The sequence below is a fragment of the Longivirga aurantiaca genome (genome assembly GCF_042660085.1).
Classification (GTDB): domain Bacteria; phylum Actinomycetota; class Actinomycetes; order S36-B12; family CAIYMF01; genus Longivirga; species Longivirga aurantiaca.
The window spans coordinates 981,229-1,003,925 of the sequence record NZ_JBHSTI010000008.1 but is presented as its reverse complement, the minus strand read 5'-3'; the positions used below and the strand labels follow the sequence as shown (position 1 = coordinate 1,003,925).

Annotated in this window: 22 protein-coding genes; 7 read left to right on the top strand and 15 right to left on the bottom strand. The window is 72.3% G+C overall.

The genetic code is table 11. The annotated features are described in order from the left end of the window. Window positions 1-2: 2 nt before the first annotated feature. The 10 genes from ACFQGU_RS08745 to thyX form a co-directional block, all read right to left on the bottom strand. Window positions 3-296 carry a helix-turn-helix domain-containing protein gene (locus ACFQGU_RS08745; RefSeq protein WP_386765741.1) on the bottom strand — a complete coding sequence of 98 codons (294 nt, stop codon included), beginning with the start codon at window positions 294-296 and terminating at the stop codon, window positions 3-5. 314 nt (window positions 297-610) lie between these two features. Beyond that, window positions 611-1,159 (bottom strand): GNAT family N-acetyltransferase, encoded by a 549-nt coding sequence (locus ACFQGU_RS08740; RefSeq protein ID WP_386765739.1) that lies wholly within the window; start codon window positions 1,157-1,159, stop codon window positions 611-613. Between the two features lie 116 nt (window positions 1,160-1,275). After that, a complete protein-coding gene (locus ACFQGU_RS08735; protein WP_386765737.1) occupies window positions 1,276-1,773 on the bottom strand; it encodes a CinA family protein in 498 nt (165 codons plus the stop codon). Continuing rightward, window positions 1,770-2,378: a CDP-diacylglycerol--glycerol-3-phosphate 3-phosphatidyltransferase gene (gene pgsA / locus ACFQGU_RS08730; protein WP_386765735.1), complete on the bottom strand. Its 609-nt coding sequence runs from the start codon at window positions 2,376-2,378 to the stop codon at window positions 1,770-1,772. Before pgsA ends, ACFQGU_RS08735 begins: the two co-directional genes overlap by 4 nt. Then, on the bottom strand, window positions 2,375-3,850 hold the full coding sequence (gene rimO, locus ACFQGU_RS08725) for a 30S ribosomal protein S12 methylthiotransferase RimO (protein ID WP_386765733.1): 1,476 nt from the start codon (window positions 3,848-3,850) through the stop codon (window positions 2,375-2,377). Before rimO ends, pgsA begins: the two co-directional genes overlap by 4 nt. A gap of 57 nt (window positions 3,851-3,907) precedes the next feature. Next, window positions 3,908-4,768 carry a helix-turn-helix domain-containing protein gene (locus ACFQGU_RS08720; protein ID WP_386765731.1) on the bottom strand — a complete coding sequence of 287 codons (861 nt, stop codon included), beginning with the start codon at window positions 4,766-4,768 and terminating at the stop codon, window positions 3,908-3,910. A gap of 199 nt (window positions 4,769-4,967) precedes the next feature. Then, window positions 4,968-7,586 carry an FtsK/SpoIIIE family DNA translocase gene (locus ACFQGU_RS08715; RefSeq protein WP_386765729.1) on the bottom strand — a complete coding sequence of 873 codons (2,619 nt, stop codon included), beginning with the start codon at window positions 7,584-7,586 and terminating at the stop codon, window positions 4,968-4,970. A 136-nt stretch (window positions 7,587-7,722) separates the two neighbouring features. After that, window positions 7,723-9,408 (bottom strand): ribonuclease J, encoded by a 1,686-nt coding sequence (locus tag ACFQGU_RS08710; RefSeq protein ID WP_386765727.1) that lies wholly within the window; start codon window positions 9,406-9,408, stop codon window positions 7,723-7,725. Next, entirely contained in the window at window positions 9,405-10,334 is a 930-nt protein-coding gene (gene dapA / locus ACFQGU_RS08705; RefSeq protein ID WP_386765725.1) for a 4-hydroxy-tetrahydrodipicolinate synthase, read from the bottom strand. Before dapA ends, ACFQGU_RS08710 begins: the two co-directional genes overlap by 4 nt. A 27-nt stretch (window positions 10,335-10,361) precedes the next feature. Continuing rightward, a complete protein-coding gene (gene thyX, locus ACFQGU_RS08700; protein ID WP_386765723.1) occupies window positions 10,362-11,090 on the bottom strand; it encodes an FAD-dependent thymidylate synthase in 729 nt (242 codons plus the stop codon). A 172-nt stretch (window positions 11,091-11,262) separates the two neighbouring features. Here thyX and ACFQGU_RS08695 point away from each other — a divergent pair, with 172 nt between their 5' ends. Both ACFQGU_RS08695 and ACFQGU_RS08690 read left to right on the top strand, forming a co-directional pair. Further along, window positions 11,263-11,859 carry a TetR/AcrR family transcriptional regulator gene (locus ACFQGU_RS08695; protein WP_386765721.1) on the top strand — a complete coding sequence of 199 codons (597 nt, stop codon included), beginning with the start codon at window positions 11,263-11,265 and terminating at the stop codon, window positions 11,857-11,859. A 5-nt stretch (window positions 11,860-11,864) separates the two neighbouring features. Continuing rightward, a complete protein-coding gene (locus tag ACFQGU_RS08690; RefSeq protein WP_386765719.1) occupies window positions 11,865-13,232 on the top strand; it encodes an MFS transporter in 1,368 nt (455 codons plus the stop codon). On the opposite strand, the gene ACFQGU_RS08685 is transcribed toward ACFQGU_RS08690, so the two are convergent. Then, window positions 13,229-14,371, bottom strand: a complete 1,143-nt coding sequence (locus ACFQGU_RS08685; RefSeq protein ID WP_386765717.1) for an NAD(P)/FAD-dependent oxidoreductase — start codon at window positions 14,369-14,371, stop codon at window positions 13,229-13,231. The two genes, ACFQGU_RS08690 and ACFQGU_RS08685, sit on opposite strands and share 4 nt — an antisense overlap. A gap of 29 nt (window positions 14,372-14,400) precedes the next feature. Between ACFQGU_RS08685 and ACFQGU_RS08680 the strand changes: the two genes are divergently transcribed. From ACFQGU_RS08680 to ACFQGU_RS08660, 5 genes are read left to right on the top strand one after another with little or no spacing between them, the layout of a single operon-like run. Then, window positions 14,401-14,955, top strand: a complete 555-nt coding sequence (locus ACFQGU_RS08680; protein WP_386765715.1) for a GNAT family N-acetyltransferase — start codon at window positions 14,401-14,403, stop codon at window positions 14,953-14,955. Window positions 14,956-14,965: 10 nt separating this feature from the next. Beyond that, complete coding sequence (locus ACFQGU_RS08675) at window positions 14,966-15,631, top strand: DUF2461 domain-containing protein (RefSeq protein WP_386765713.1); 666 nt, start codon at window positions 14,966-14,968, stop codon at window positions 15,629-15,631. Between the two features lie 22 nt (window positions 15,632-15,653). Then, on the top strand, window positions 15,654-16,382 hold the full coding sequence (locus ACFQGU_RS08670; RefSeq protein WP_386765711.1) for an AzlC family ABC transporter permease: 729 nt from the start codon (window positions 15,654-15,656) through the stop codon (window positions 16,380-16,382). Next, complete coding sequence (locus ACFQGU_RS08665) at window positions 16,379-16,696, top strand: AzlD domain-containing protein (RefSeq protein WP_386765709.1); 318 nt, start codon at window positions 16,379-16,381, stop codon at window positions 16,694-16,696. The genes ACFQGU_RS08670 and ACFQGU_RS08665 overlap by 4 nt, the downstream gene beginning before the upstream one ends. Before the next feature lie 33 nt (window positions 16,697-16,729). Beyond that, the gene (locus ACFQGU_RS08660; protein WP_386765707.1) at window positions 16,730-17,311 is read left to right on the top strand and encodes a hypothetical protein; all 582 of its coding nucleotides are present in this window, start codon (window positions 16,730-16,732) and stop codon (window positions 17,309-17,311) included. 3 nt (window positions 17,312-17,314) lie between these two features. Here ACFQGU_RS08660 and ACFQGU_RS08655 read toward each other — a convergent pair whose 3' ends face one another. The 4 genes from ACFQGU_RS08655 to ACFQGU_RS08640 form a co-directional block, all read right to left on the bottom strand. Then, window positions 17,315-18,130, bottom strand: a complete 816-nt coding sequence (locus tag ACFQGU_RS08655; RefSeq protein WP_386765705.1) for an enoyl-CoA hydratase — start codon at window positions 18,128-18,130, stop codon at window positions 17,315-17,317. 70 nt (window positions 18,131-18,200) lie between these two features. Next, a complete protein-coding gene (gene dapB / locus ACFQGU_RS08650; RefSeq protein WP_386765703.1) occupies window positions 18,201-18,950 on the bottom strand; it encodes a 4-hydroxy-tetrahydrodipicolinate reductase in 750 nt (249 codons plus the stop codon). Window positions 18,951-18,961: 11 nt separating this feature from the next. Next, window positions 18,962-20,341 carry a M16 family metallopeptidase gene (locus tag ACFQGU_RS08645; protein WP_386765701.1) on the bottom strand — a complete coding sequence of 460 codons (1,380 nt, stop codon included), beginning with the start codon at window positions 20,339-20,341 and terminating at the stop codon, window positions 18,962-18,964. 8 nt (window positions 20,342-20,349) lie between these two features. Beyond that, window positions 20,350-22,587, bottom strand: coding sequence for a polyribonucleotide nucleotidyltransferase (locus tag ACFQGU_RS08640; RefSeq protein WP_386765699.1), 2,238 nt, complete (start codon window positions 22,585-22,587; stop codon window positions 20,350-20,352). Window positions 22,588-22,697 lie beyond the last annotated feature (110 nt).

Sequence of the window (22,697 nt, the reverse complement as noted above, 5' to 3'; positions counted from 1 at the left end):
GATCAGGCGGCCGCGACGACGGAGTCGGCGGCGACGGGCAGCTCGGTGACCGGGGCGACGCCCTCGAGGATCGCGACCTCGTCGCTCACCGAGCGGAGCACGATGGCGAGGGGGACGTCCAGGGCGGTGCAGATCGAGGCGAGCAGCTCGCTGCTGGCCTCCTTCTGGCCGCGCTCGACCTCGGAGAGGTAGCCGAGCGAGACACGGGCTGCCGAGGAGACCTCGCGCAGGGTGCGGCCCTGGTCCTGACGGCGGCGACGGAGCTCGTCACCGATGACGCGGCGGAGCACGATCACGGGCGCACCTCCCCTCGAGGGCTCGATCGGCCGGGCGCCCGCAGGCACGGGAGCACCGGTGTGACGGGCACCACGGTACCGGGCGTCACCCTCCGACGCACCGAGGGCACCCGGACGGCGTACGTCGGCGCGTCGCGCGGGGCCGACGGCGGGCGGGGCAGTGATCACTGAGGGCATCCGATCCGGGGGTTCGGGTGCGGCGGTCGAGGTGGCCGTCGCGGTGTTCGGCGAGCGTTCGTGCAGGGTGCAACGCTCTGATCCTGCGCCCCTGTTCCCGCATCCCGCCACCTGGAATCCGGCCGGGTCCCCTGACGTCAGGCGTCCGGGTCGCGGAGCCCGACCGCGTCGTACGCCCAGAAGACGTCCGGGTAGACGAGCGTGCCGGTCATCCAGGGCTCGTACGCCGACCCCAGCACCACCTGGAACGCCGCCGGAGGGATGCGCAGCGACGGCTCGCGGAACCCCAGCGGGCCGCCCGCCCGGAACCCGAGGCGGGAGTAGTACGCCGGGTCGCCCTCGAGGAACAGCGCCGGCACCCCGAGCCGGTCGCTCTCGGCAACGGCGGCCCGGACCAGCGCCGACCCGATCCCCCGGCCCTGCTCCGAGGGCAGGACGCCGAGCGGGGAGAGCACGTGCACGTCGACCAGCCTGCGGGGGGCGTCGAGCCACGCGTGGGTGACGAGCACGTGGCCGACGACGTCGCCCTCGTCCTCCGCCACGAAGCCGATCGCCGGCAGGGGCGCGATCCGGGCGCGCAGCGGTGCGAGGAGGTCGGCCACGACCGGCTCGTGGCCGAAGGCCTCGGCATGGACGCGGTGGACGGCGTCGAGGTCGTCGTCGGTCTCGGGCCGGATCCTCACCATGCGGCCGACCCTAGGACGAGGCGGGCCGTCGACGCCGCCTGGTGACGCGCAGCGAGAAAGGACGGAACACGCCCGTGAAGGGCGGTTTCCGTCCTGTGCGGGTGAAACCGGGTCGGTCAGAGCGCGATGTGGTCGAGGGCTGCGGAGAGGGCCTCGTCCAGGGCCGCCTCGCGGATGCCCTGGCGGCCGAGCGCCGGGTCGAGCTCGAGGCCGATCGTGGCCGCCTGGGCGCCCTCGGGGCCCACCACGGAGATCCACACCGTGCCGACCGGCTGGCCGTCCTGAGGGTCCGGCCCGGCGACCCCGGTGGTGGCGAGGCCGTAGTCGGCACCGAGCAGGCGCGCGACGCCGTACGCCATCTCGTCGGCGACGTCGGGGTCGACCGCGCCGACCCGCTCGATGAGCCCGGCGTCGACGCCGAGGACGCTCGCCTTGATCTCGGTCGCGTACGCCACGACTCCCCCGCGGAAGACCTTCGAGGCGCCGGGCACCCCGACGATCGTCGCGGCGACGAGGCCGCCCGTGAGCGACTCGGCGACGGCGAGCGTGCGGCCCTGCTGCTCGAGCACGCGCACGAGCTGCGCGGCAGTCTCGAGCGACGTCGGCTGGCTCACGCTGCAGCCTGTGCGCGCGACTCGCGGCGCAGACGCAGGGCGCGCAGCAGGTAGTCGACTCCTGTCACGACCGTGAGGACGACGGCGACGAGCATCACGCCGGTGCGCGCGGTGACCAGCCAGCCCGACAGCGGCAGGAGGTACATGAGGATCGCGAGCATCTGCGCGAGGGTCTTGGCCTTGCCGCCCCGGCTGGCCGCGATGACGCCGTACTTGATGACGGCGAAGCGCAGCAGCGTCACGCCGATCTCGCGCACGAGGATCACGACGGTGACCCACCACGGGAGGTCGCCGAGGTAGCTGAGGCCGACGAGCGCGGTGCCGGTGAGCGCCTTGTCGGCGATCGGGTCGACCACCTTGCCGAACGTGGTCACGAGGTTCATGCGACGCGCGAGCTCGCCGTCGACGAAGTCTGTTCCGGCGGCGAACACGAAGACCACGGCCGCCCACACGCGCGACGTAGAGTCGTCGCCGCCCTCGCGCAGCAGCAGCCACGCGAACACCGGCACGAGCAGCAGGCGCAGCATGGTGAGCGCGTTGGGCAGGTTCAACGCGGACGGCGACTGGACCGGGTCGGCGACGTGGTCCAGCGGCGGCGGCTTCACCGCGGGACCACCGCGGTCACGGCGGCCACGAGGTCGACGCCCTCCGACGCCGTCACGGTGGCGGTGACCAGGTCGCCCACCGAGAGCGAGGACGCCGGCACGACGCCGTCGACGAGGAAGGTGAGGCCGTCGACCTCCGGCGCCTGGTGGGCGCTGCGGCCCTCGACGCCGTCGTCGCCGATCGCCTCGACGAGCACCTGCACGGTCTGGCCGATGCGGTCCTCCGCGCGCTGCGAGGTGAGCTCCTCGACCAGGGCCGTCATGCGCTCGACGCGGGCGCGCACGACCTCGTCGTCGAGCTTGCCGTCGTACGTCGCTGCCTCGGTGCCGTCCTCGTCGGAGTAGCCGAAGACGCCGACGGCGTCGAGCCGCGCGGCGACCAGGAACCGCTCGAGCTCCTCGACGTCCTCCTCGGTCTCGCCCGGGAAGCCCACGATCACGTTGCTGCGCGCGCCGGCCTCGGGCAGCAGCGCCCGCGCCGACGACAGCAGCTCGAGGAACGACTCGGTGCCGCCGAAGCGGCGCATGCGACGCAGCACCGTGGGTGATGAGTGCTGGAACGAGAGGTCGAAGTAGGGCACGACGCCCGGGGTCTTCGCGATGGCCTGCAGCAGCGTGGGCCGCGTCTCGGCCGGCTGGAGGTAGGAGACGCGCACCCAGTCGATGCCTTCGATCGCGGCGAGCTCGGGAAGGAGCGTCTCGAGCAGGCGCAGGTCGCCGAGGTCCTTGCCGTACGACGTGGAGTTCTCGCTCACGAGCACGAGCTCGCGCACGCCCTGGGTCGCGAGCCAGCGCGCCTCGTCGATCACGTCGGACGGACGCCGCGACACGAACGATCCTCGGAACGACGGGATCGCGCAGAACGCGCACCGGCGGTCGCAGCCGCTCGCGAGCTTGAGCGGGGCGCTCGGGCCCGACCCGAGGCGACGGCGTACGACACGGGGACCGGAGGCGGGCGCGACGCCCTCGGGGAGGTCGGGCTCGTCGACCTGCGCGTGACCCGGCAGGGCGACGCCTGACTCCGAGCGCTCGACCGGGGAGATCGGCAGGAGCAGACGGCGGTCGCGCGGAGCGTGCGGCACGTGCTGCTCACCGGCGACGATGCGGCGCAGGCGCTCGCCGATGTCGGCGTAGTCGTCGAAGCCGAGCACGGCGTCGGCCTCGGACAGCGAGTCGGCGAGCTGGTCGCCGTACCGCTCGGCGAGGCAGCCCACCGCGACGACCGCCTGCGGGCGCCCGGTCTCCTTGAGGTCGGCGGCCTCGAGCAGGGCGTCGACGCTGTCCTTCTTGGCCTGCTCGACGAACCCGCAGGTGTTGACCACCACGGCGTCCGCGTCGGCGGCGTCCTCGACGAGCTCCCAGCCGTCCGCCTCGAGGCGGCCGGCGAGCTCCTCGGAGTCGACCTCGTTGCGCGCGCAGCCGAGGGTGACGAGGGCGACGCGGCGCAGAGGGGTGGCGGACGGCGTCGTCATGGGGCAGAGCCTACGGGCTGGGCGCGTCGACTCCGACGCGGCGGCGGACCGGGACGGTCAGCCCGCCTGGCCGTTGGGGTCGCCGGGGCCGAACTCGGTCTTCACGACCGCGCCGTTGCCGCCGGGGGCGCCGAGGTCGCGGCCGTTGACCGTGAGGGCGACCGCGCCCGCGTTGCCGAGCACCAGCTTGATGAGCTTGTCGTCCTTGAAGGTCTTGGTGTCGCCCGTCGTGAGCGTGCCCTGGTAGAGCTCCTTGCCCGAGGAGCTCGTCACGAGCACCCACGAGGCCTTGCCCGTGATCGACAGGTCGACCGTGACGCCCTCGGCCTCGGCCACGACGTCGGTCGGGCTGGTGGTCGGGTCGGGCGTCGGCTCCTCGGTCGCGGAGTCGGTCGGGGTCGGGCTCACGCTCGGCGTGCTGGAGGCGGACGGCGTGGGCTGCGCCGTGGGGGTGCTGCCGTTGCGGTTGCCCAGCGCCGAGATGACGGCGACGCCGATCACCACCACGAGGGCCAGAGCCATGACTGCGGTCCAGTTGGCGCCGCCGCCGCGACGGCCGGACTCGACCGAGACGCCGAGCGGGCCGGCGAGGGCACCGAGCGAGCGGCCCGACGACGAGGACGAGCTGACGGGCGTCGACACCGGCTGCACCGGGGCGCTGACCGGACGCTGGGCGCCGCGGTCGGCGTCGAACTGGGCCACGACGTCGGCAGGGTCGAGCCCCACGGCTGTCGCGATGCTCTTGAGGTGGCCGCGGGCGTAGACGTCGCCGCCGCAGAGGCGGAAGTCGTCCTGCTCGATCGCGGACACGAGCGTGGCGCGGATGCGGGTGGTGGCGGCGACCTGCGCCACGGTGAGGCCGGCCGCTGCACGGGCGCGCGCGACCATCTGGCCCACGGACGTGAGTTCGTCGGTCATCGCTCCACCTCCCGCACCTCGGACGGACGCGTCCGTACGCATCGGTCATCCCCCGGTCACTGACGAGGATAGGCCGCACCCCCGCCCCCTGGGAAACGCGTGACTCGCCGAGCGGGTGACTGCGGGCACGGCCTGCGCGCCGCTCACGAGGCCCGAAACATGCCGGAAACCCGGCATCTACGGGCTCAGGTGAGTCGGGTCACTCCCCCAGCGTCGCGAGCACGTCCTCGAGCTCGTCGGCCACGACGAGCACGTCGCGCGCCTTGCTGCCCTCGCTCGGGCCGACGATGCCGCGGGTCTCCATGAGGTCCATGAGGCGGCCTGCCTTGGCGAAGCCGACGCGCAGCTTGCGCTGCAGCATCGACGTCGATCCGAACTGCGTGGTCACCACGAGCTCGACGGCGGCACGGAGCAGCTCGAGGTCGTCGCCGATCTCCTCGTCGACCTCCTTCTTGGCCGCAGCGGTGATGGTGACCTCGCGGTACGCCGGTGCCATCTGGGCCTTGCAGTGCGCGACGACGGCGCGGATCTCGTTCTCGGTGACCCACGAGCCCTGCAGGCGGATGGGCTTGCTCGCGCCCATCGGCAGGAACAGCGCGTCGCCCTGGCCGACGAGCTTCTCCGCGCCGGGCTGGTCGAGGATGACGCGGCTGTCGGCGAGGCTCGAGGTGGCGAACGCCAGGCGGCTCGGCACGTTGGCCTTGATGAGGCCGGTGACGACGTCGACGCTCGGGCGCTGGGTGGCCAGCACCAGGTGGATGCCGGCCGCGCGCGCGAGCTGGGTGATACGGACGATCGAGTCCTCGACGTCGCGCGGGGCGACCATCATGAGGTCGGCGAGCTCGTCGACGATCACGAGCAGGTACGGGTACGGCTCGATGACGCGCTCGCTGCCGGGCAGCGGCTTCACCTGGCCGGCGCGGACCGCCTTGTTGAAGTCGTCGACGTGGCGGAAGCCGAACTGCGCGAGGTCGTCGTAGCGCAGGTCCATCTCGCGCACGACCCACTGCAGGGCCTCGGCGGCCTTCTTCGGGCTCGTGATGATCGGCGTGATGAGGTGCGGCACGCCCTCGTACGCCGTCAGCTCGACGCGCTTGGGGTCGACGAGGATCATCCGCACCTCGTCCGGCGTGGATCGCATGAGCACACTGGTGATCAAGGTGTTCATGCAGCCGGACTTCCCGGCGCCGGTGGCGCCGGCGACGAGGATGTGCGGCATCTTCGCGAGGTTCGCGCAGACGAAGCCGCCCTCGACATCCTTGCCGAGGCCGACGACCATCGGGTGGTGGTCGCCCGTGGCGGTCTTGCTGCGCAGCACGTCGCCCAGGCTGACGATCTCGCGATCGGTGTTCGGGATCTCGATGCCGATCGCGGACTTGCCGGGGATCGGCGACAGGATGCGGACGTCGGCGCTGGCCACGGCGTACGCGATGTTCTTGGAGAGCGCGGTGACGCGCTCGACCTTGACCGCCGGCCCGAGCTCGACCTCGTAGCGGGTGACTGTCGGGCCGCGCGAGTAGCCCGTGACGGTGGCGTCGATGCCGAACTGGTCGAGCACCTCCGAGAGCGAGCCCACGACGGCGTCGCTGGCCTTGCTCGTGGACTTGTGCACCGCACCCGGCTTGAGCGAGTCGACGCTCGGCAGGTGGTAGGTGACGTCGCCCGAGAGCGGCATCTGCTCGATCGACGACGGGTTCGTCGGCAGGGGCTTCGCCGGCTTCTTGGTGACCGGCGGCACCTCGCCGGTGGTGAGGTCGACGATGACGGTGGAGACGTCGTCGGGCTCCTGGTGCTCGAACGGCGCCGTGAGGTCGACGTGGTGCTCCTCGGCCTCGGGCGCGGCGAGAACGTCGAGCACGTCCTTGGACTTGCGGAAGCGGCGCTTGGCGGGCGCGTCCTCGACCAGCGGCGTCTCGAACGCGACATCGCCGGCGAGCAGGCCGAGCCCGGCGTCGTCCGCCTTGGGGTGGCGCTTCTTCTTTGCCGTGGGCTCGGCGTCCGCAGCCTCCGCGTCGTCCTTGCCCGTGCCCGTGAGCCTGTCGCGCAAGGCGAGGACCCGAGCGGGGACCGCGGCGATGGGGGTGGCGGTGACGACGAGGACGCCGAAGGCGGCGAGCAGGATGAGGAGCAGTCCGGCCACGACCGGGTGCGTGGCCGCGACGACGGGGGCGCTCGCGAGCCAGCCGATCCAGCCGCCGCCCGACTGCATCGCCGCAGCACCGTCGGCAGGCACGGGCGTGCCCTTGATCACGTGCATGAGGCCGCAGGCGGCCAGGACCAGCGCGCCCCAGCCGATGGTGATCCGGCCGGTGGCGGCGCTCTCGTCTGGCTTGCGCAGCACGCGCCAGGCGAGGCCGAGCAGCAGGAACGGCAGCACGACGTCGAGGCTGCCGAGGGCGCCGGAGACCAGGGTGCCCACGATGCCGCCGAGGCCGGTGGTGACGTTCCACCAGACCGAGAAGGCGACCAGGATCGCGAGGCCGATGAACAGCAGGCCGAGGCCGTCCCGCCGGTGGGCCGGGTCGAGGTCCTTGGCGCCGCGGCCGAGCGCGCGCACGGCGCCGCCGACCACGTGCCCGAGGCCCAGCCAGACCAGGGCGAACGCCCGCGTCAGCCCGGTGAAGAACCGGGACACCGGCGAGGGGCCGACGGGCGCGGGTCGGGCCGCCGGGCGCGCGGCAGGGCGCGCCTTGGCAGCGGGCTGACGCGTCGAGGAGGCCTTGCCCGAGGCGGGCGCGGCCTTGCTCGAGCGGCTCGTGGGGGAAGAGCCAGCGCGCGCGGACGAGGTCCGCGGCGGCACCGGCGTACGGGTCGCCATGCAGCGAGGCTACCCACATCTGTCACAGGAGTCCCGGACGCCACACCGTCAACCTTGACCTCACAGTCACCGTGCGTAGCGCCCGGCACGCGGAAGGGGTGGGCCCGGCGGGCCCACCCCTTCGCGAACGGCTCGGTCAGGCCTCGACGACGACCGGCAGGATCATGGGCTTGCGGCGGTGCTGGTCGTTGACCCAGCGGCCGAGGGTGCGCCGGACGACCTGGGCGAGGGCGTACTCGTCGGCGAGGCCGTCGCGGAGGGCATCCTCGACCGCCTGCTTGATCTTGGGCAGGACCGGGTCGAACGCCGCGTCGTCCTCGATGAAGCCGCGCGCGTGGATCTCCGGGCCGGCCGTGACCTTGCCCTCGACGGAGTCGACGACGACGAAGCAGGTGATGAAGCCCTCGGCGCCCAGCACGCGGCGGTCCTTGAGCGAGGACTCGGTGAGGTCGCCGACGCTGGCGCCGTCGACGTACACGTAGCCGCAGGGCACCGCGCCGACGACGGTGGCGCGGCCGTCGACGAGGTCGATCACGCCGCCGTCGAGGGTGAGCATGATCCGCTCGGCGGGGACGCCGGTCGCCAGCGCGAGCTCGGCGTTGGCCTTGAGGTGCCGGGGCTCGCCGTGCACGGGCATGACGTTCTTCGGCTTCACGATGTTGTAGCAGTAGAGGAGCTCGCCGGCGGCGGCGTGACCGCTCACGTGCACCATCGCGTTGGCCTTGTGCACGACCTTCGCGCCGAGGCGGGTGAGGCCGTTGATGACGCGGCTGACGGCGTTCTCGTTGCCGGGGATGAGCGACGAGGCGAGCACCACGGTGTCGCCGGGGCCGACCTTGATCTGGTGGCTGTTGTTGGCGATGCGCGAGAGCGCCGCCATCGGCTCGCCCTGCGACCCGGTGCAGATCAGCACGACCTGCTCGTCGGGCAGCTCCGACAGCTGCTCGGGCGTGAGCAGCGCGCCGTCAGGGAACGTGAGGTAGCCGAGCTCGCGCGCGACCCCCATGTTGCGCACCATCGACCTGCCGAAGAACGCGAACTTCCTGTTGTGCCGCAGCGCGATGTCGATGATCTGCTGGATGCGGTGGATGTGGCTCGCGAACGACGCGACCACGATGCGCCCCTTGGCGGCGTTGAACGTGCGCTCGAGCGCGGGCTCGATGTCGCGCTCGCTCGCCACGAAGCCGGGCACCTCGGCGTTGGTGGAGTCGACGAGGAACAGGTCGACGCCGCGCTCCCCCAGCCGCGCGAACGCGCGGAGGTCGGTGATGCGGCCGTCGAGGGGCAGCTGGTCCATCTTGAAGTCGCCGGTGTGCAGCACCGTGCCGGCCGGCGTCGAGACGAAGATCGCCAGCGCGTCCGGGATGGAGTGGTTGACGGCGACGAACTCGAGGTCGAACGGGCCGACCTTCCGGGTCTCGCCCTCGACGACCACCATCGTGACGCCGTTGATCCGGTGCTCGCGCAGCTTGGCCTCGAGCAGGGCGAGCGTGAGCCGCGAGCCGAACACCGGGATGTCCTGGCGCTCGCGCAGCAGGTAGGGCACCGCGCCGATGTGGTCCTCGTGCGCGTGCGTCAGCACGATCGCCTCGACGGCGTCGAGCCGGTCACGGATGAAGTCAAAGTCCGGGAGGATCAGGTCGACGCCGGGCTGGCTGTCCTCGGGGAACAGCACGCCGCAGTCGATGATGAGCAGACGACCGGCGTACTCGAAGGCCGTCATGTTGCGGCCGACATCGCCGAGCCCTCCGAGCGGGACGACGCGGAGCCCGTTGGGCGGCAGCGGCGGCGGGGTGCCGAGCTCGGGGTGCGCGTGGGTCATGCGATCGACTCGAAGCCGGCGACGCCGCCCTCGGCCAGCTCGCGCACGAGGCGCTCCCTGTCCTTGGTGCTCATCGGCAGCAGCGGCAGCCGGAGCGCGCCACCGCCCGGACGGGCCTGGTGCTCAAGTGCTGCCTTCACGGCGATGACTCCCTGGGTTCGCGTCATGATCGCCTCGGTGACCGGGACGAGCTCGTCGTTCAGCTCGCGCGAGAGGGCGACGTCGCCGGACTCGTACGCGAGGATCGTCGCCAGGATGCGGTCGGCGACGAGGTGGCCGGTGACGCTGACCGCGCCCACCGCGCCGACGGAAAGCAGCGGCAGGTTGAGCGCGTCGTCGCCGGAGTAGTAGACGAGCTCGCAGCGCGACATCACCCGCTGCGCGCCGAAGAGGTCGCCCTTGGCGTCCTTGTTGGCCACGATCTGCGGGTGCTCGGCGAGACGCAGCAGCGTCTCGGTGGCGATCGCCACGCCCGTGCGGCCCGGGATGTCGTAGAGCATCACCGGCAGCCCGGTGGAGTCGGCGACGGCGGTGAAGTGCGCGTAGAGCGAGTCCTGCGGCGGCTTGTTGTAGTACGGCGTGACGACGAGCAGACCGGCGGCGCCGGCCTTCTCGGCCGCACGCGCGAGCTCGATCGTGTGGTGCGTGTCGTTGGTGCCGACGCCCGCGATGACGTGGGCACGGTCGCCCACGGCCTCGATCACCGCGCGGAGGAGGCGGTCCTTCTCCTCGTCGCTGGTGGTGGGCGACTCGCCGGTGGTGCCGCTGATGACGAGGCCGTCGTTGCCGAGGTCGTCGACGAGCTCGGTCGCGAGGCGCGCTGCGGCCGCGGTGTCGAGGGCGCCGTCGCGGGTGAACGGCGTCACCATCGCGGTGAGCATCCGCCCGAACGGGCGCTGCGGGGTGGAGGAGGGCGTGGAAGCCATGGCCCTGAGGCTATCGCGATCCGGGCCCTACGGAGCCACGCGCCCGTTGGCCTGGAAGGCCGCGTAGGTCAGCGGCATGAGCCGCTCGAACTCCGCCTCGTACTTCTCCGCGACCATCTCGATCTCGCGCTGGGGGAAGGACGGGAAGTGCGACCCCTCGCGCTTGGTGCGCAGCGACAGGAAGTTCATCAGCGCGCGGGCGTTCATCGTGACGTAAGCGCTGGAGTAGATGGTCACCGGCAGGACGATCCGCGCAACCTCGCGGGCGACGCCGGCGTCGAGCATCGCCTGGTAGGCGGCGTAGGCCTGGGTGCACGAGGCCTTGACCTGCTCCTCGACGAGGATCGACTGCTCCTCGGTGCCGGGCACGAAGACGTAGGCGCCGGGCTTGCCCTCCTGCACCAGGTTGCGCTCGCGGGCGGGCACGTAGAACACGGGCTCGAGCTCGCGGTAGCGCCCGCTCTCCTCGTTGTACGACGCGATGCGGTGCCGCATGTGCTCGCGCCACATGAAGATCGGTGCGCGGACGAAGAACGTGAACGACGTGTGTTCAAAAGGACTTCCGTGGCGATCTCTCATCAGGTAGTTGATGAGGCCCTGGCTGCGGCTCGCGTCGGCGTCGACGTCGTCGAGGGACTGCTCGCCCTTGGTCGAGACGCGGGCGGCGAACAGCACGTCGGCGTCCGAGGCCGAGGACTTCACCAGCTCGACGGTGACGTCGCTGCGGAAGGTGATCTCTGGGGTCGCGTCGCTCACGGGGTGAACCTAACGAACACCCCCGACCTGACTCCCCCCGGCACGCCCGACCGTCCGCGCCCGCCTGCCGGCCCGACGGAGGTGCGGAGCGACGACCGGCACGTCCGCGGATCGCGCACCCTCCAGGTGGAACAAAGTTGCTCTGGTGGAACATCTGTGTTCCACTGGACGCATGTCTGGTCCGCTGCGCTCCGTACCGTCCGCGACCTCCCCTGCCCCGGAGCCGGTGCGGGACGTCGTGCTGCGCGCCGCGGCCGCACTCCTGGCCACGGACTCCGGGGCCTCGCTCGCCGAGATCGCCGCGGCCGCCGGTGTCGGGCGCACCACGGTGCACCGGATCTTCCCGACCCGGGCCGACCTGCTCACCGCCCTCGCCCTGCAGGCCGTCGCGCGGCTGCAGACGGGCCTCGACACCGCCCGGCTCGACGACGGACCCGCGACCGAGGTGCTCGCCCGCGTGGTGCAGGAGGTGCTCCCCCTCGCCGACGAGCTGTCGTTCCTCGACACCGGCCCCGAGGTGTGGGACCTGCCCCAGCTCCAGGACGCCTGGCTCTCGGTGTCGTCCGCGCTCGACTCGCTCGTCGAGCGCGGCCAGCGCGAGGGCGACATCCGCGGCGACGTTCCGGCGGAGGTCGTCGTCGAGGCGTTCACGGGGATCCTGCTCGGCGTCTGGAACGGCGTCCGGGACGGCCGCGTGGCCCCTGCCACGGCGACCCGTCACGTCCTCACCCTCACCCTCTCGGGCATCACGCCCCCGACACAGCCCTGATACCCATGCACCCCTCCACCCCGTCCGCTCCCGACCTGCTCCGTCCCGCCACCCTGCGACGCTCGTGGCGGCCGTTCGTCGTCCTCGAGACGACCACGGTGCTGTCCGGCACCGCCAACGGCATCTCGATGGTCGCGTTCCCGTGGCTGGTCCTCGAGACCACCGGCGACGCGAGCCTCACGGCCGTCGTCGCGGCCGTCACCGCGCTGCCGCTGCTCGTGTCGATGCTGTTCGCCGGCACGATCGTCGACATGGTCGGCCGCCGAGCGGTCTCGGTGGTGGCCGACCTCCTCTCGCTCACGAGCGTCGCCCTCGTCCCGATCCTCGCCGTCACGGTGGGCCTCGACTTCGGCGTCCTGCTCGCGGTCGCGGCCCTCGGCGCCGTCTTCGACCCGGCCGGCCTCACGGCGCGCGAGACGATGCTGCCCGAGGCCGCCCGACGGGCCCGCGTCCCTCTGGCCCGGGCCAACGGGATCCACGAGAGCGCGTACGGCTTCGCCTACCTCCTCGGCCCCGGCATCGGCGGCGTCCTCATCGGCCTCATCGGCACCACGACGACCTTCTGGGTCACCGCAGGCGTCTTCGCCGTCAGCGCCCTCGCGATGGCGACCACGCGCATGCCCGGCGGCGGTCGACCCGCGATGGCGCACCGGCCGCAGGGCCTCTGGACCTCGACCCGCGAGGGGCTGCGGTTCCTCTGGCGCGACCGCGTGCTGCGCAGCATGGCGATCCTGACCTCGCTGCTCGTCGGCGTCTGGCTCCCGATCGAGGGTGTCGTCCTGCCGGTCATCTTCAACGAGATGGACCAGCCCGCCAAGCTCGGCCTCCTCATCACGGCGATGAGCACCGGCGGCGTGATCGGCGCGCTCGGCTATGCGGCGCTCGGGCACCGCTTCCGCCGTCGCCCCGCGTTCGTCGCGAGCCTGATCCTCACCTCGATCCCCGTGCTGGGCATGGCGTTCCTGCCGTCGTACGGCGTGATGCTCGCCCTCAGCGTGCTCACAGGCATCTTCTTCGGCGCCATCAACCCGATCACCAACCTCGCGATGCAGAACCGCACGCCAGAGGCCATGCGCGGCCGGGTCGTCGGCGTCATGGGCTCAGCGGCGTACGCGGCCGGGCCGCTCGGCTACCTGGTGGCCGGGCCGCTGATCGAGGCCTGGGGGCCGCAGCCGGTCTTCCTGCTCATGACGTCGCTGCTGCTCGTCGTGTCCGTGGCGACGGCGTTCCTGCCGGTGCTGCGCCATCTCGACGACCCGGCCGTGCCGGGGTCCGCCGGGGCGCCGCACCTCGACGCGCGGGACCTCGACCCGGACCTGCGGCTCGTCCAGGCCGAGCGCATCGCCGAGTCGGTCGAGCGCCCCGCGGCCTAGCGGCCGAGCACGTGCCCGTCGGGGGACGCGGCGCCGGACCCGTCGGCGAACCGGGCGAGCGAGAACGCGGCGACGTCTTGATCGGCGTCGCTGCCCTCGGCGAGGTCGGCGAGCACGAGGCCCATGAGCGCGGAGAACTTGAACCCCTCGCCCGAGTCGCCGCACGCGATCACGACGCGGCCGTCGCGGACGACGTCGATCACGAAGCGGCCGTCCGGCGAGTCGGTCCAGGTGCACACCTGGGCGTCGAGCACCGTGGGGTCGAGGACGGCGAAGTTGCGGCGCACGCGCTCGGAGATGTGCGCCGACACCTCGGGGCTCGGCACCCGGTCGATGTCGTCCTCGCGCCAGGCGCGCAGCGGCTGGTCGATGCCGAGCTTGTAGCCGCGTCCGGGCGTCGGCATGGCGTACATGCCCGGCTCGTCCCCGAGCGGGCCGTCGTACAGGCACGGGAGGTCGTCGGTGGCCCCGGGGTGACCGACGTGGCACACCTGCTCGAGGACGGGGCTCATCGCGACGTCGATGCCGAGCGCCTCCAGGAGGCGTCCGGCGCCAGCGCCCGGCGCCAGCACGACGCGGTCGGCGCGGATCTCGCGGTGGTCGGCGTACCGCAGCACGACGTCGTCGCCCGAGGTGTCGACCTCGCGGACCACCGGGCCCACGACGATGCGGCCGCCCGCCATCGCGAACAGGCCTGCCTGGGCGTCGAGCGCGGCACGGGCCAGCACGGGCCCGGCGGTCTCCTGCCACACGGCGTGCCGTCCGTCGGCGCGCAGGCCGGGGAAGAACGAGGCGACGTCGCCGGGCTCCACGACGGTGTGCGGCACGCCCTCGGCGGCGAGCGCGTCCGCGACCAGCGGCACGCTGACGTCGTCGCGCCAGAGCAGGCCGCGCCGCAGGATGGCGGTGATGCCGCTGTCCTGCTCGAGCCGCTCCCAGGCCTGCACCGAGCGCTGCGCCAGCCGCACGCGCAGCCGGTCGGGGTGCGAGAGCCGCCACAGCCGGGTCGGCCCGGACGACGACCCCAGCTGACCGGCGGCGCCGTGGCGGTCGAGGAGCACGACCTGGTGGCCGCGGCGCGCGAGCTCGGCGGCGGCAGGGAGGCCCCAGGCACCGGCTCCGACCACCACCACACGCACACCTGCACCGTACCCACGAGGATGTCCCCATGACGGATCAGACCCCAGCAGCCGACGTCTCGGTACGCCCCGCCCGCGCCGAGGACGCGCTCTCGGTCGGCGCGGTCATGCTCGCGGCCTGGCGCCGGCAGTACGCCGACGTGCTCCCCAAGCAGGCACTGGACCAGCTCTCGCCCCTCGCGGTCGCCGACGACTGGAAGCGCTCGATCACCGCTCCGCCCACGCCTCGGCACGCGGTGCTCGTCGCTACCGAGGGCGCGGCGATCGTCGGGTACGCCGTGGCCGCCCCGGCCGGCGGCTCGGGTGCCACGGCCGGGACGGTCGGCGAGATCGTCGACCTCGTCGTCGACCCCGACCACACGCGTGCCGGGCACGGGTCGCGCCTGCTGGCGGCATCGATCGACCACCTGCGTCGCCACGGGTACACCGAGGCGATCACGTGGTCCGGCGACAAGGACCGCGTCCGCCTGCGGTTCCTGGAGTCGGCGGGCTTCGCCGACGACGGCGGCAGCCGCACGATGGACTCCGGCCCCGGCACTGCCTCTCTGCGCCAGGTGCGTCTCGGCGCGACGCTCGCTGACTAGGGTCCCTCACGTGACGAACCGATTCACCGGCATCCCGGCCGAGGCGTTCGAGTTCTACGAGGGCCTGTCGGCCGACAACACCAAGACGTGGTGGACGGCGCACAAGCACGAGTACGACGCGTTCGTGAAGGAGCCGCTGGCCGCGCTGCTCGCCGAGCTCGAGGACGAGTTCGGCACGGCGTCGCTCTTCCGGCCGTACCGCGACGTGAGGTTCAGCAAGGACAAGACGCCGTTCAAGGACCACCAGGGCGGCTTCGTGGGCGCCGAGGACGGCATGGGCTGGTACGTCCAGGTCTCCCGCAACGGCCTGTTCGTGGCGGGCGGCTGGTACAGCGGCGAGGGCAAGCAGCTCCAGCGTTGGCGCGATGCGGTCGACTCCCCCAACGTCGCCAGCCTCCAGCAGGCGCTCGCGGCGGCGAAGAGGGGCGGCCTCGAGCTCGGCGGCGACGTCATGAAGACGCGGCCCCGAGGAGTCCCCGAGGACCACCCGCACCTCGACCTGCTGCGGCACCGCTCGGTCACGGTCGAGAAGCAGCTCGGCATCCCGGCCTGGGCGGGCACGCGCACCGCGCTCACCAAGGTGCGAGGGCTGTGGCGCGCGATGACGCCCCTGGTCGAGTGGCTCGTGGACCACGTCGGCCCGGTGGACGACGGCATCCCGCCGGAGCCGCAGTGACCCCGGTGGACCAGGTCCGGCCGTGAGGGCCGCACTCGTTCCCGAGTGGCCGCGCGAGCGGCGCGCGATCGTGGTCAACGCGATCGGCGTGGGGTTCGCGACGGCGGCGTACGGCATCTCGTTCGGAGCCTTCGCGGTGGGCGGCGGGCTCTCGGTGCTGCAGGCGCAGATCCTGTCGGTGGTGATGTTCACGGGCGGGTCGCAGTTCGCGCTCGTCGGCGTGCTCGCCGCCGGCGGCGGCGTGTCGTCGGCGGTGGCCACGAGCACGCTGCTCGGTGTGCGCAACGCGTTCTACGGGCTGTCGATGGCGCCCGTGCTCGACGTGCGCGGCCGGCGTCGCCTCGTCGCGGCCCAGCTCACGATCGACGAGTCGACCGCGATGGCGATCGGCCGGTCCGGGCCGGGCGAGACGCTGCGCGCCGAACGCCTGGCGTTCTGGGCGACCGGGCTGTCGGTGTTCGTGCTCTGGAACCTCGCCACGCTGGCCGGCTCGTTCGGCGCCGGGTTCATCGGCGACCCGCGCACGTACGGCCTCGACGCCGCAATCGGGGCCGGGCTGCTCGCCCTCGTCTGGCCGCGGCTGGTCGACCGGCGCTCGATCGGGGTCGCGGTGGTGTCCGCGGCAGTCGCGCTCGCGCTCACGCCGTTCCTGCAGCCGGGCGTGCCCGTGCTGCTCACCGCCGTCGTCGCGGTGGTGGCCGGCGTGTCGGCCGTGCGCGAGAAGCTCGAGCGTCAGGCGGAGGCGGCATGACCCCCATCTGGTGGGCGGTGATCCTGGGGTCGCTGCTCGCGTACGCGCTGAAGCTCGCCGGGCACTCGGTGCCGCACAGCTTCCTCGACAAGCCCCTGGTGCTGTCGGTGTCCGACTACCTGCCGATCGCGCTGCTCACGGCGCTCGTCGCGGTGCAGACCTTCGCCGCCGGGCAGACGCTCGTGCTCGACGCCCGCTTCGCGGGGCTCGCCGCCGCAGCCGTGGCCCTTCTCCTTCGGGCCCCGTTCCTCGTCGTCGTGCTCGTCGCCGCTGGAACGGCCGCAGCGCTCCGGGCGCTCGGCCTCGCGGCGTAGGCCGCACGGCCGACCTCGGGTGATGATGGAGCCGTGACCGACGACCCGCGCAGGCCGAAGCCCCTCTTCCGGGTCTTCGACCGCGACCCCGACCGCCACCGCCCGGTCGACGGCGACTACGTGCAGTCGGCGTACATCCGGCTGCACCGGCCCGGGCCGTGGCGTACGGCGCTGGTGGTGGTGCTGGCCTTCACGACCGCCTGGGCGTCGCTCGCCGTGGTCCTGGCCGTGACGGTCGCCCGCACGTTCCCGGCCAAGCTCACCGTGCTCGCGGTGGCGGCGCTGCCGCTGATGGTGCTCTACCTGCTCACGGCTCGGATCCTGTCGGTGGGCGTGTACGCCAACGACCGATCGCTCAAGCAGAACCGGGTGCGGTCGGCGTACGAGTGCGACTGGGTGGACGTCGTCGACGTGCGCCGCGTGGTCGAGCGCGTGCGCGTGCTCGGGCTCGGGCCGCGCGCGGACGGCGAGCGCATGGTGGTGGTGATGCGCGACGGCGACGAGATCGCGACGACCATCACGACCCACTCCCCCGACTTCTTCCTGCGCTCGGAGGCGTTCGACCAGGCCGCGCTCGCCGTCGAGCGCTGGTGGCAGCAGGGCCGCGCGGCCTGAGCCTCAGCCGCGCCAGACGGGGCGGCGCTTCTGCAGGAAGGCGTCGATGCCCTCCGCCGCATCCTCACCGGCGAGGTCGGCGACCATCGCGCGGCCGGCGGTCTCGTACGCCGAGGCGAGCGGCTGGTCGATCTGCGCCCAGAAGGTGCGCTTGCCGTTGGCGATCACGGCTGCGCTGCGGCTGGTGATGACGTCGGTGAACCGCGCGACCGCGGCGTCGAGCTGGTCGGCGGGGACCACGGCGTTCAGCAGGCCCCAGTCGAGAGCCGTTGCGGCGTCGACCATCTCGCCCGTGAGCAGCAGCTCCATCGCGCGCTTGCGTCCGACGTTGCGGGCGACGCCGACGGCCGGGGTGGAGCAGAAGACGCCGATGTTGACGCCGGGCAGGCCGAAGCGCGAGCCCTCGCTCGCCACCGCGAGGTCGCACATCGAGACGAGCTGGCAGCCGGCCGCGGTCGCGATGCCGTCGACCTTGGCGATGACGGGCTGCGGGATCTGCGTGAGGCGCAGCATGACGACGCTGCACGCATCGAAGAGCTCCTGCTGCCAGTCGTCGTCGCCCACGTGGCTGCGCATCTCGCCCAGGTCGTGCCCGGCGCTGAAGCCGCGGCCGGAGCCCTCGAGGACGACGGCGCGGACGGACGGCTCGTCGCCGATCGTGGCGAGGGCGGCGTCGAGGGCCTCGAGCATGGCGCGCGAGAGCGGGTTGAACCGAGCCCCGCGGTTGAGCGTGAGGGTGGCCACGCCGCCGGAGTCGGTGCGCGTCACGTAGGGCTCGTCGGCCGCAGCCGCCGCAGGGTCCGTCGTCGTCGCGGTCATGGCGCCATCCTGACGCACGGACGGGGCGGGCGCCCCGATCACCGGGGAAGGCCGAGGGCCTGATCGCGGGTCAGGAGAGGCCGAGGAACGGGTCGAGGCCGACCGTGAGGCCGGGGCGCGCGGCGATGCCGCGGACTGCGAGGAGCACGCCGGGCGCGAACGACGAGACGTCGGTGCTGTCGTGCCGGATGGTGAGGGTCTCCCCCGTGTCGCCGAGGAGCACCTCCTGGCTCGACACCAGGCCGCGCAGCCGCACCGAGTGCACCGGGATCCCGTCGACCGTGCTGCCGCGGGCGCCGTCGAGGCTCTGCTCGGTGGCGTCGGGCATCGGGCCGAGCCCGGCGGCGGCACGCGACTCCGCGATGAGGCGCGCGGTGGCCGCCGCGGTGCCCGAGGGGGCGTCGACCTTGCGCGGGTGGTGGAGCTCGACGATCTCGACCGACTCGTAGAAGCGGGCGGCCTGGGCGGCGAAGCGCATCATCAGCACAGCACCGAGCGCGAAGTTGGGGGCCACGAGCACGCCGGTGGACGGCGAGGCCTCCAGCCAGGAGCGCACCTGCGCGAGACGGTCGTCCGACCAGCCGGTGGTGCCGACCACGGCGTGGATGCCGTTGCGCACGAGGAACTCGACGTCGCGCATGACGACGTCGGGGTGGGTGAAGTCGACGACGACCTCGCAGCCCGCCTCGACCAGGGACTCGAGGCTGTCGTCCTTGTCGACCGTCGCGACGAGCTCGAGGTCGGGTGCGGCCTGGACGGCTGCGCAGATGGTCGAGCCCACCCGGCCGAGGGAACCGATGACACCGACGCGCGTCGTCATGACCGCTCCTCTCAGGCGACCGCGGACGTGAAGTCGCGGTCGGGGTCGAACGGACCGATGACGGCGAGCGTGGGGCTCACCTCGAGCAGCGTGGCGGCGACGGCCTGGACGTCCTCCACCGTGACCGCCTCGACGGCCGCGAGCACCTCGGCGGTCGACCACAGGTCGCCGGCGAGCAGCTCGGCCTTGCCGATGCGCGACATCCGCGAGCCGGTGTCCTCGAGACCGAGCACGAGGCCCCCGCGGACCTGGCCCTTGCCGCGCTCGAGCTCCTCGGCGGTGAGGCCGGTGGCCGCCACCTTCACGAGCTCGTCGCGGCAGATGGCCAGGACGTCGTCGATCTTCTTCGGCATGCACCCGGCGTACACGCCGAACATGCCGGTGTCGGCGTAGTGGGAGGCGAACGAGAACACCGAGTAGGCCAGGCCCCGCTTCTCGCGGATCTCCTGGAACAGCCGGCTGCTCATGCCGCCGCCGAGCGCGGAGTTGAGGACGCCCACCGCGAAGCGGCGGTCGTCGTCGCGCGCGAAGCCGGGGACGCCGAGCACGACGTTGGCCTGCTCGGTCGCCTTGGTGAGCACGCGGACGTCGCCGGCGCCGCGAGTGCGGAACGAGCCCGTGCGCGGGAGCACCGGCAGCGCGTCGCCGTCGAGGAGCCCGGCGTCGCCGAAGGCCTTGCGCACCAGGCGGACGACGGTGGTGTGGTCGACCTTGCCGGCGGCCGCCACGACCATGTTCTCGGGGCGGTACTTGCCGGAGTAGAAGGCGCGGATGGCGCGCGGGGTGATCGACTCGATCGTCTCGACGGTGCCGAGGATCGGCCGGCCGAGCGGGGTCTTGCCGTACATCGCGTCCGCGAACTCCTCGTGCACGAGGTCGCCGGGGTCGTCGTCGCGCATCGCGATCTCTTCGAGGATCACGTCGCGCTCGGAGTCGACATCGTGCGCTCGCAGGAGCGCCGAGGTGACGATGTCGGAGATGACGTCGACCGCGAGCGGGAGGTCCTGGTCGAGCACCCGCGCGTAGAAGCAGGTGTACTCCTTGCTGGTGAAGGCGTTCATCTCGCCACCGACCGCGTCGATCGCGGCGGAGATGTCCAGCGCCGACCGGCGCCGGGTGCCCTTGAACAGCAGGTGCTCGAGGTAGTGCGCGGCCCCTGCCTGGGCCGGGGTCTCGTCGCGCGAGCCGACGCCGACCCAGATGCCGAACGCCGCGGAGCGGACGCCCGGGACGTGCTCGGTGACCACGCGGAGCCCGCCCGGCAGCACGGTGCGGCGCACGCGGGCGCCGTCCTCGAGCAGCAGCTGGCGGGTGGAGCCCGGGCGCTGGTCACGCGCAGAGGGCACGCGGCTGTGCCGCGTGCCCTCTGCGTTCGTGCGAGACGGTGCCATCGAGACGATCAGGCCTCAGTGCTGACGACGTCTTCGGTGTCGGCCTCGGCGGTCGGAGCAGCGTCCGAGCCATCCTCGACCGGCGACAGCGACAGCTTGCCGCGGGCGTCGATCTCGGAGATCTCGACGAGCACCTTCTGCCCGATCGAGACGACGTCGTCGACGTTGTCCACGCGCTTGCCGCCGGCGAGCCCGCGGAGCTTGGAGATGTGCAGCAGGCCGTCCTTGCCCGGCATGAGCGAGATGAACGCGCCGAACGTCGTGGTCTTGACCACGGTGCCCAGGTAGCGCTCGCCGATCTCGGGCATGTGCGGGTTGGCGATGGCGTTGATCAGCGCCCGCGCGGCCTCGGCCTTGGGGCCGTCGGTCGCACCGATGTAGATCGTGCCGTCGTCCTGGATCGTGATCTCGGCGCCGGTCTCGTCCTGGATCTGGTTGATCATCTTGCCCTTCGGCCCGATGACCTCGCCGATCTTGTCGACCGGGATCTGGATCGAGATGATCCGCGGCGCGAACGGCGACATCTCGTCCGGCACGTCGATCGCCTCGAGCATGACCTCGAGGATCGCCAGACGGGCGTCGCGGGCCTGGGTGAGCGCGCCACCGAGCACCGAGGCGGGGATGCCGTCGAGCTTGGTGTCGAGCTGCAGGGCCGTCACGAACTCCTTGGTGCCGGCGACCTTGAAGTCCATGTCGCCGAAGGCGTCCTCCGCACCGAGGATGTCGGTGAGGGTGACGTACTCGGTCTTGCCGTCGACCTCGTCGGAGATGAGGCCCATGGCGATGCCGGCGACGGGGGCCTTGAGGGGCACACCGGCGTTGAGCAGCGACATGGTCGAGGCGCAGACCGAGCCCATCGAGGTCGAGCCGTTGGAGCCGAGGGCCTCGGACACCTGACGGATCGCGTAGGGGAACTCGTCCTTGGTCGGCAGCACCGGGACGAGGGCGCGCTCGGCAAGAGCACCGTGGCCGATCTCGCGACGCTTGGGCGAGCCCACGCGGCCGGTCTCACCGGTCGAGTAGGGCGGGAAGTTGTAGTTGTGCATGTAGCGCTTGCGCGTCTCGGGCGAGAGCGTGTCGAGCTGCTGCTCCATGCGGAGCATGTTCAGCGTGGTGACACCCAGGATCTGGGTCTCGCCGCGCTCGAACAGCGCCGAGCCGTGCGCGCGCGGGATGATGTCGACCTCGGCCGACAGCGTGCGGATGTCCGTGAGGCCACGGCCGTCGATGCGCACCTTCTCGGTGAGCACCCGCTTGCGCACGAGCTTCTTGGTGAGCGAGCGCAGCGCGGCGCCGATCTCCTTCTCGCGACCCTCGAACTGGCCGGCGAGGCGCTCGGACGCGAGCTCCTTCACGCGGTCGAGCTCGGACTCGCGCTCCTGCTTGCCGGCGATCGTGAGAGCGGCGGCGAGCTCGGTGGAGACAGCACCCTCGACGGCCGCGAAGGCGTCGTCCTGGTACTCCGGGTAGAGGTTGAACTCGCGGGTCTCCTTGGTGGACTTGGCCGCGAGCTCGCTCTGCGCGTCGCACAGGATCCTGATGAACTTCTTGGCGGCCTCGAGGCCCTCGGCCACGACCTCCTCGGTCGGCGCGGCGGCGCCGCCCTTGACGAGCTCGATCGTGTTGGACGTGGCCTCGGCCTCGACCATCATGATCGCGACGTCGTCGCCGACGATGCGGCCCGCGACGACCATGTCGAACACGGCCTCCTCGAGCTGGCTGTGCGACGGGAAGGCGACCCACTGGCCCTTGATGAGGGCGACGCGGGTGGCGCCGATCGGGCCGCTGAAGGGCAGGCCGGCGATCTGGGTGGACATGGACGCGGCGTTGATCGCGACGACGTCGTACAGGTGGTCGGGGTTGAGCGACATCACCGTGATGACGACCTGGATCTCGTTGCGCAGGCCCTTGACGAACGAGGGGCGCAGCGGGCGGTCGATCAGGCGGCAGGTGAGGATCGCGTCCTCGGACGGCCGGCCCTCGCGGCGGAAGAACGAGCCGGGGATGCGACCCGCTGCGTACATCCGCTCCTCGACGTCGATCGTGAGCGGGAAGAAGTCGAACTGCTCCTTGGGGTGCTTGCCGGCGGTCGTCGCCGACAGGAGCATCGTGTCGTCGTCGAGGTAGGCGACGGCGGAGCCGGCGGCCTGCTGGGCCAGACGGCCCACCTCGAAGCGGATGGTGCGGGTGCCGAAGCTGCCGTTGTCGATGACAGCTTCGGACGTGTGGATCTCGGGACCCTCCACGGGTGCCCTCCTCGTACGTCGTGGGACGTCGAGGGGCGAGCGCTTGGAGCAGGCCTGCAGTCGGCAGGAGGCCGGTCTTCGATCGAAGCGCCCGGGCTGCCAGCCGCTCC

What these genes read in the sequence shown, in the direction of transcription:
- ACFQGU_RS08720 (WP_386765731.1), bottom strand. Translation starts at nt 4,768, where the DNA reads ATGACCGACGAACTCACGTCCGTGGGCCAGATGGTCGCGCGCGCCCGT.
- ACFQGU_RS08690 (WP_386765719.1), top strand. Translation starts at nt 11,865, where the DNA reads ATGCACCCCTCCACCCCGTCCGCTCCCGACCTGCTCCGTCCCGCCACC.
- ACFQGU_RS08710 (WP_386765727.1), bottom strand. Translation starts at nt 9,408, where the DNA reads ATGACCCACGCGCACCCCGAGCTCGGCACCCCGCCGCCGCTGCCGCCC.
- ACFQGU_RS08715 (WP_386765729.1), bottom strand. Translation starts at nt 7,586, where the DNA reads ATGGCGACCCGTACGCCGGTGCCGCCGCGGACCTCGTCCGCGCGCGCT.
- dapB (WP_386765703.1), bottom strand. Translation starts at nt 18,950, where the DNA reads ATGACGACGCGCGTCGGTGTCATCGGTTCCCTCGGCCGGGTGGGCTCG.
- ACFQGU_RS08655 (WP_386765705.1), bottom strand. Translation starts at nt 18,130, where the DNA reads ATGACCGCGACGACGACGGACCCTGCGGCGGCTGCGGCCGACGAGCCC.
- rimO (WP_386765733.1), bottom strand. Translation starts at nt 3,850, where the DNA reads ATGACGACGCCGTCCGCCACCCCTCTGCGCCGCGTCGCCCTCGTCACC.
- ACFQGU_RS08645 (WP_386765701.1), bottom strand. Translation starts at nt 20,341, where the DNA reads ATGGCACCGTCTCGCACGAACGCAGAGGGCACGCGGCACAGCCGCGTG.
- ACFQGU_RS08740 (WP_386765739.1), bottom strand. Translation starts at nt 1,159, where the DNA reads ATGGTGAGGATCCGGCCCGAGACCGACGACGACCTCGACGCCGTCCAC.
- dapA (WP_386765725.1), bottom strand. Translation starts at nt 10,334, where the DNA reads ATGGCTTCCACGCCCTCCTCCACCCCGCAGCGCCCGTTCGGGCGGATG.
- ACFQGU_RS08665 (WP_386765709.1), top strand. Translation starts at nt 16,379, where the DNA reads ATGACCCCCATCTGGTGGGCGGTGATCCTGGGGTCGCTGCTCGCGTAC.
- ACFQGU_RS08680 (WP_386765715.1), top strand. Translation starts at nt 14,401, where the DNA reads ATGACGGATCAGACCCCAGCAGCCGACGTCTCGGTACGCCCCGCCCGC.
- ACFQGU_RS08695 (WP_386765721.1), top strand. Translation starts at nt 11,263, where the DNA reads ATGTCTGGTCCGCTGCGCTCCGTACCGTCCGCGACCTCCCCTGCCCCG.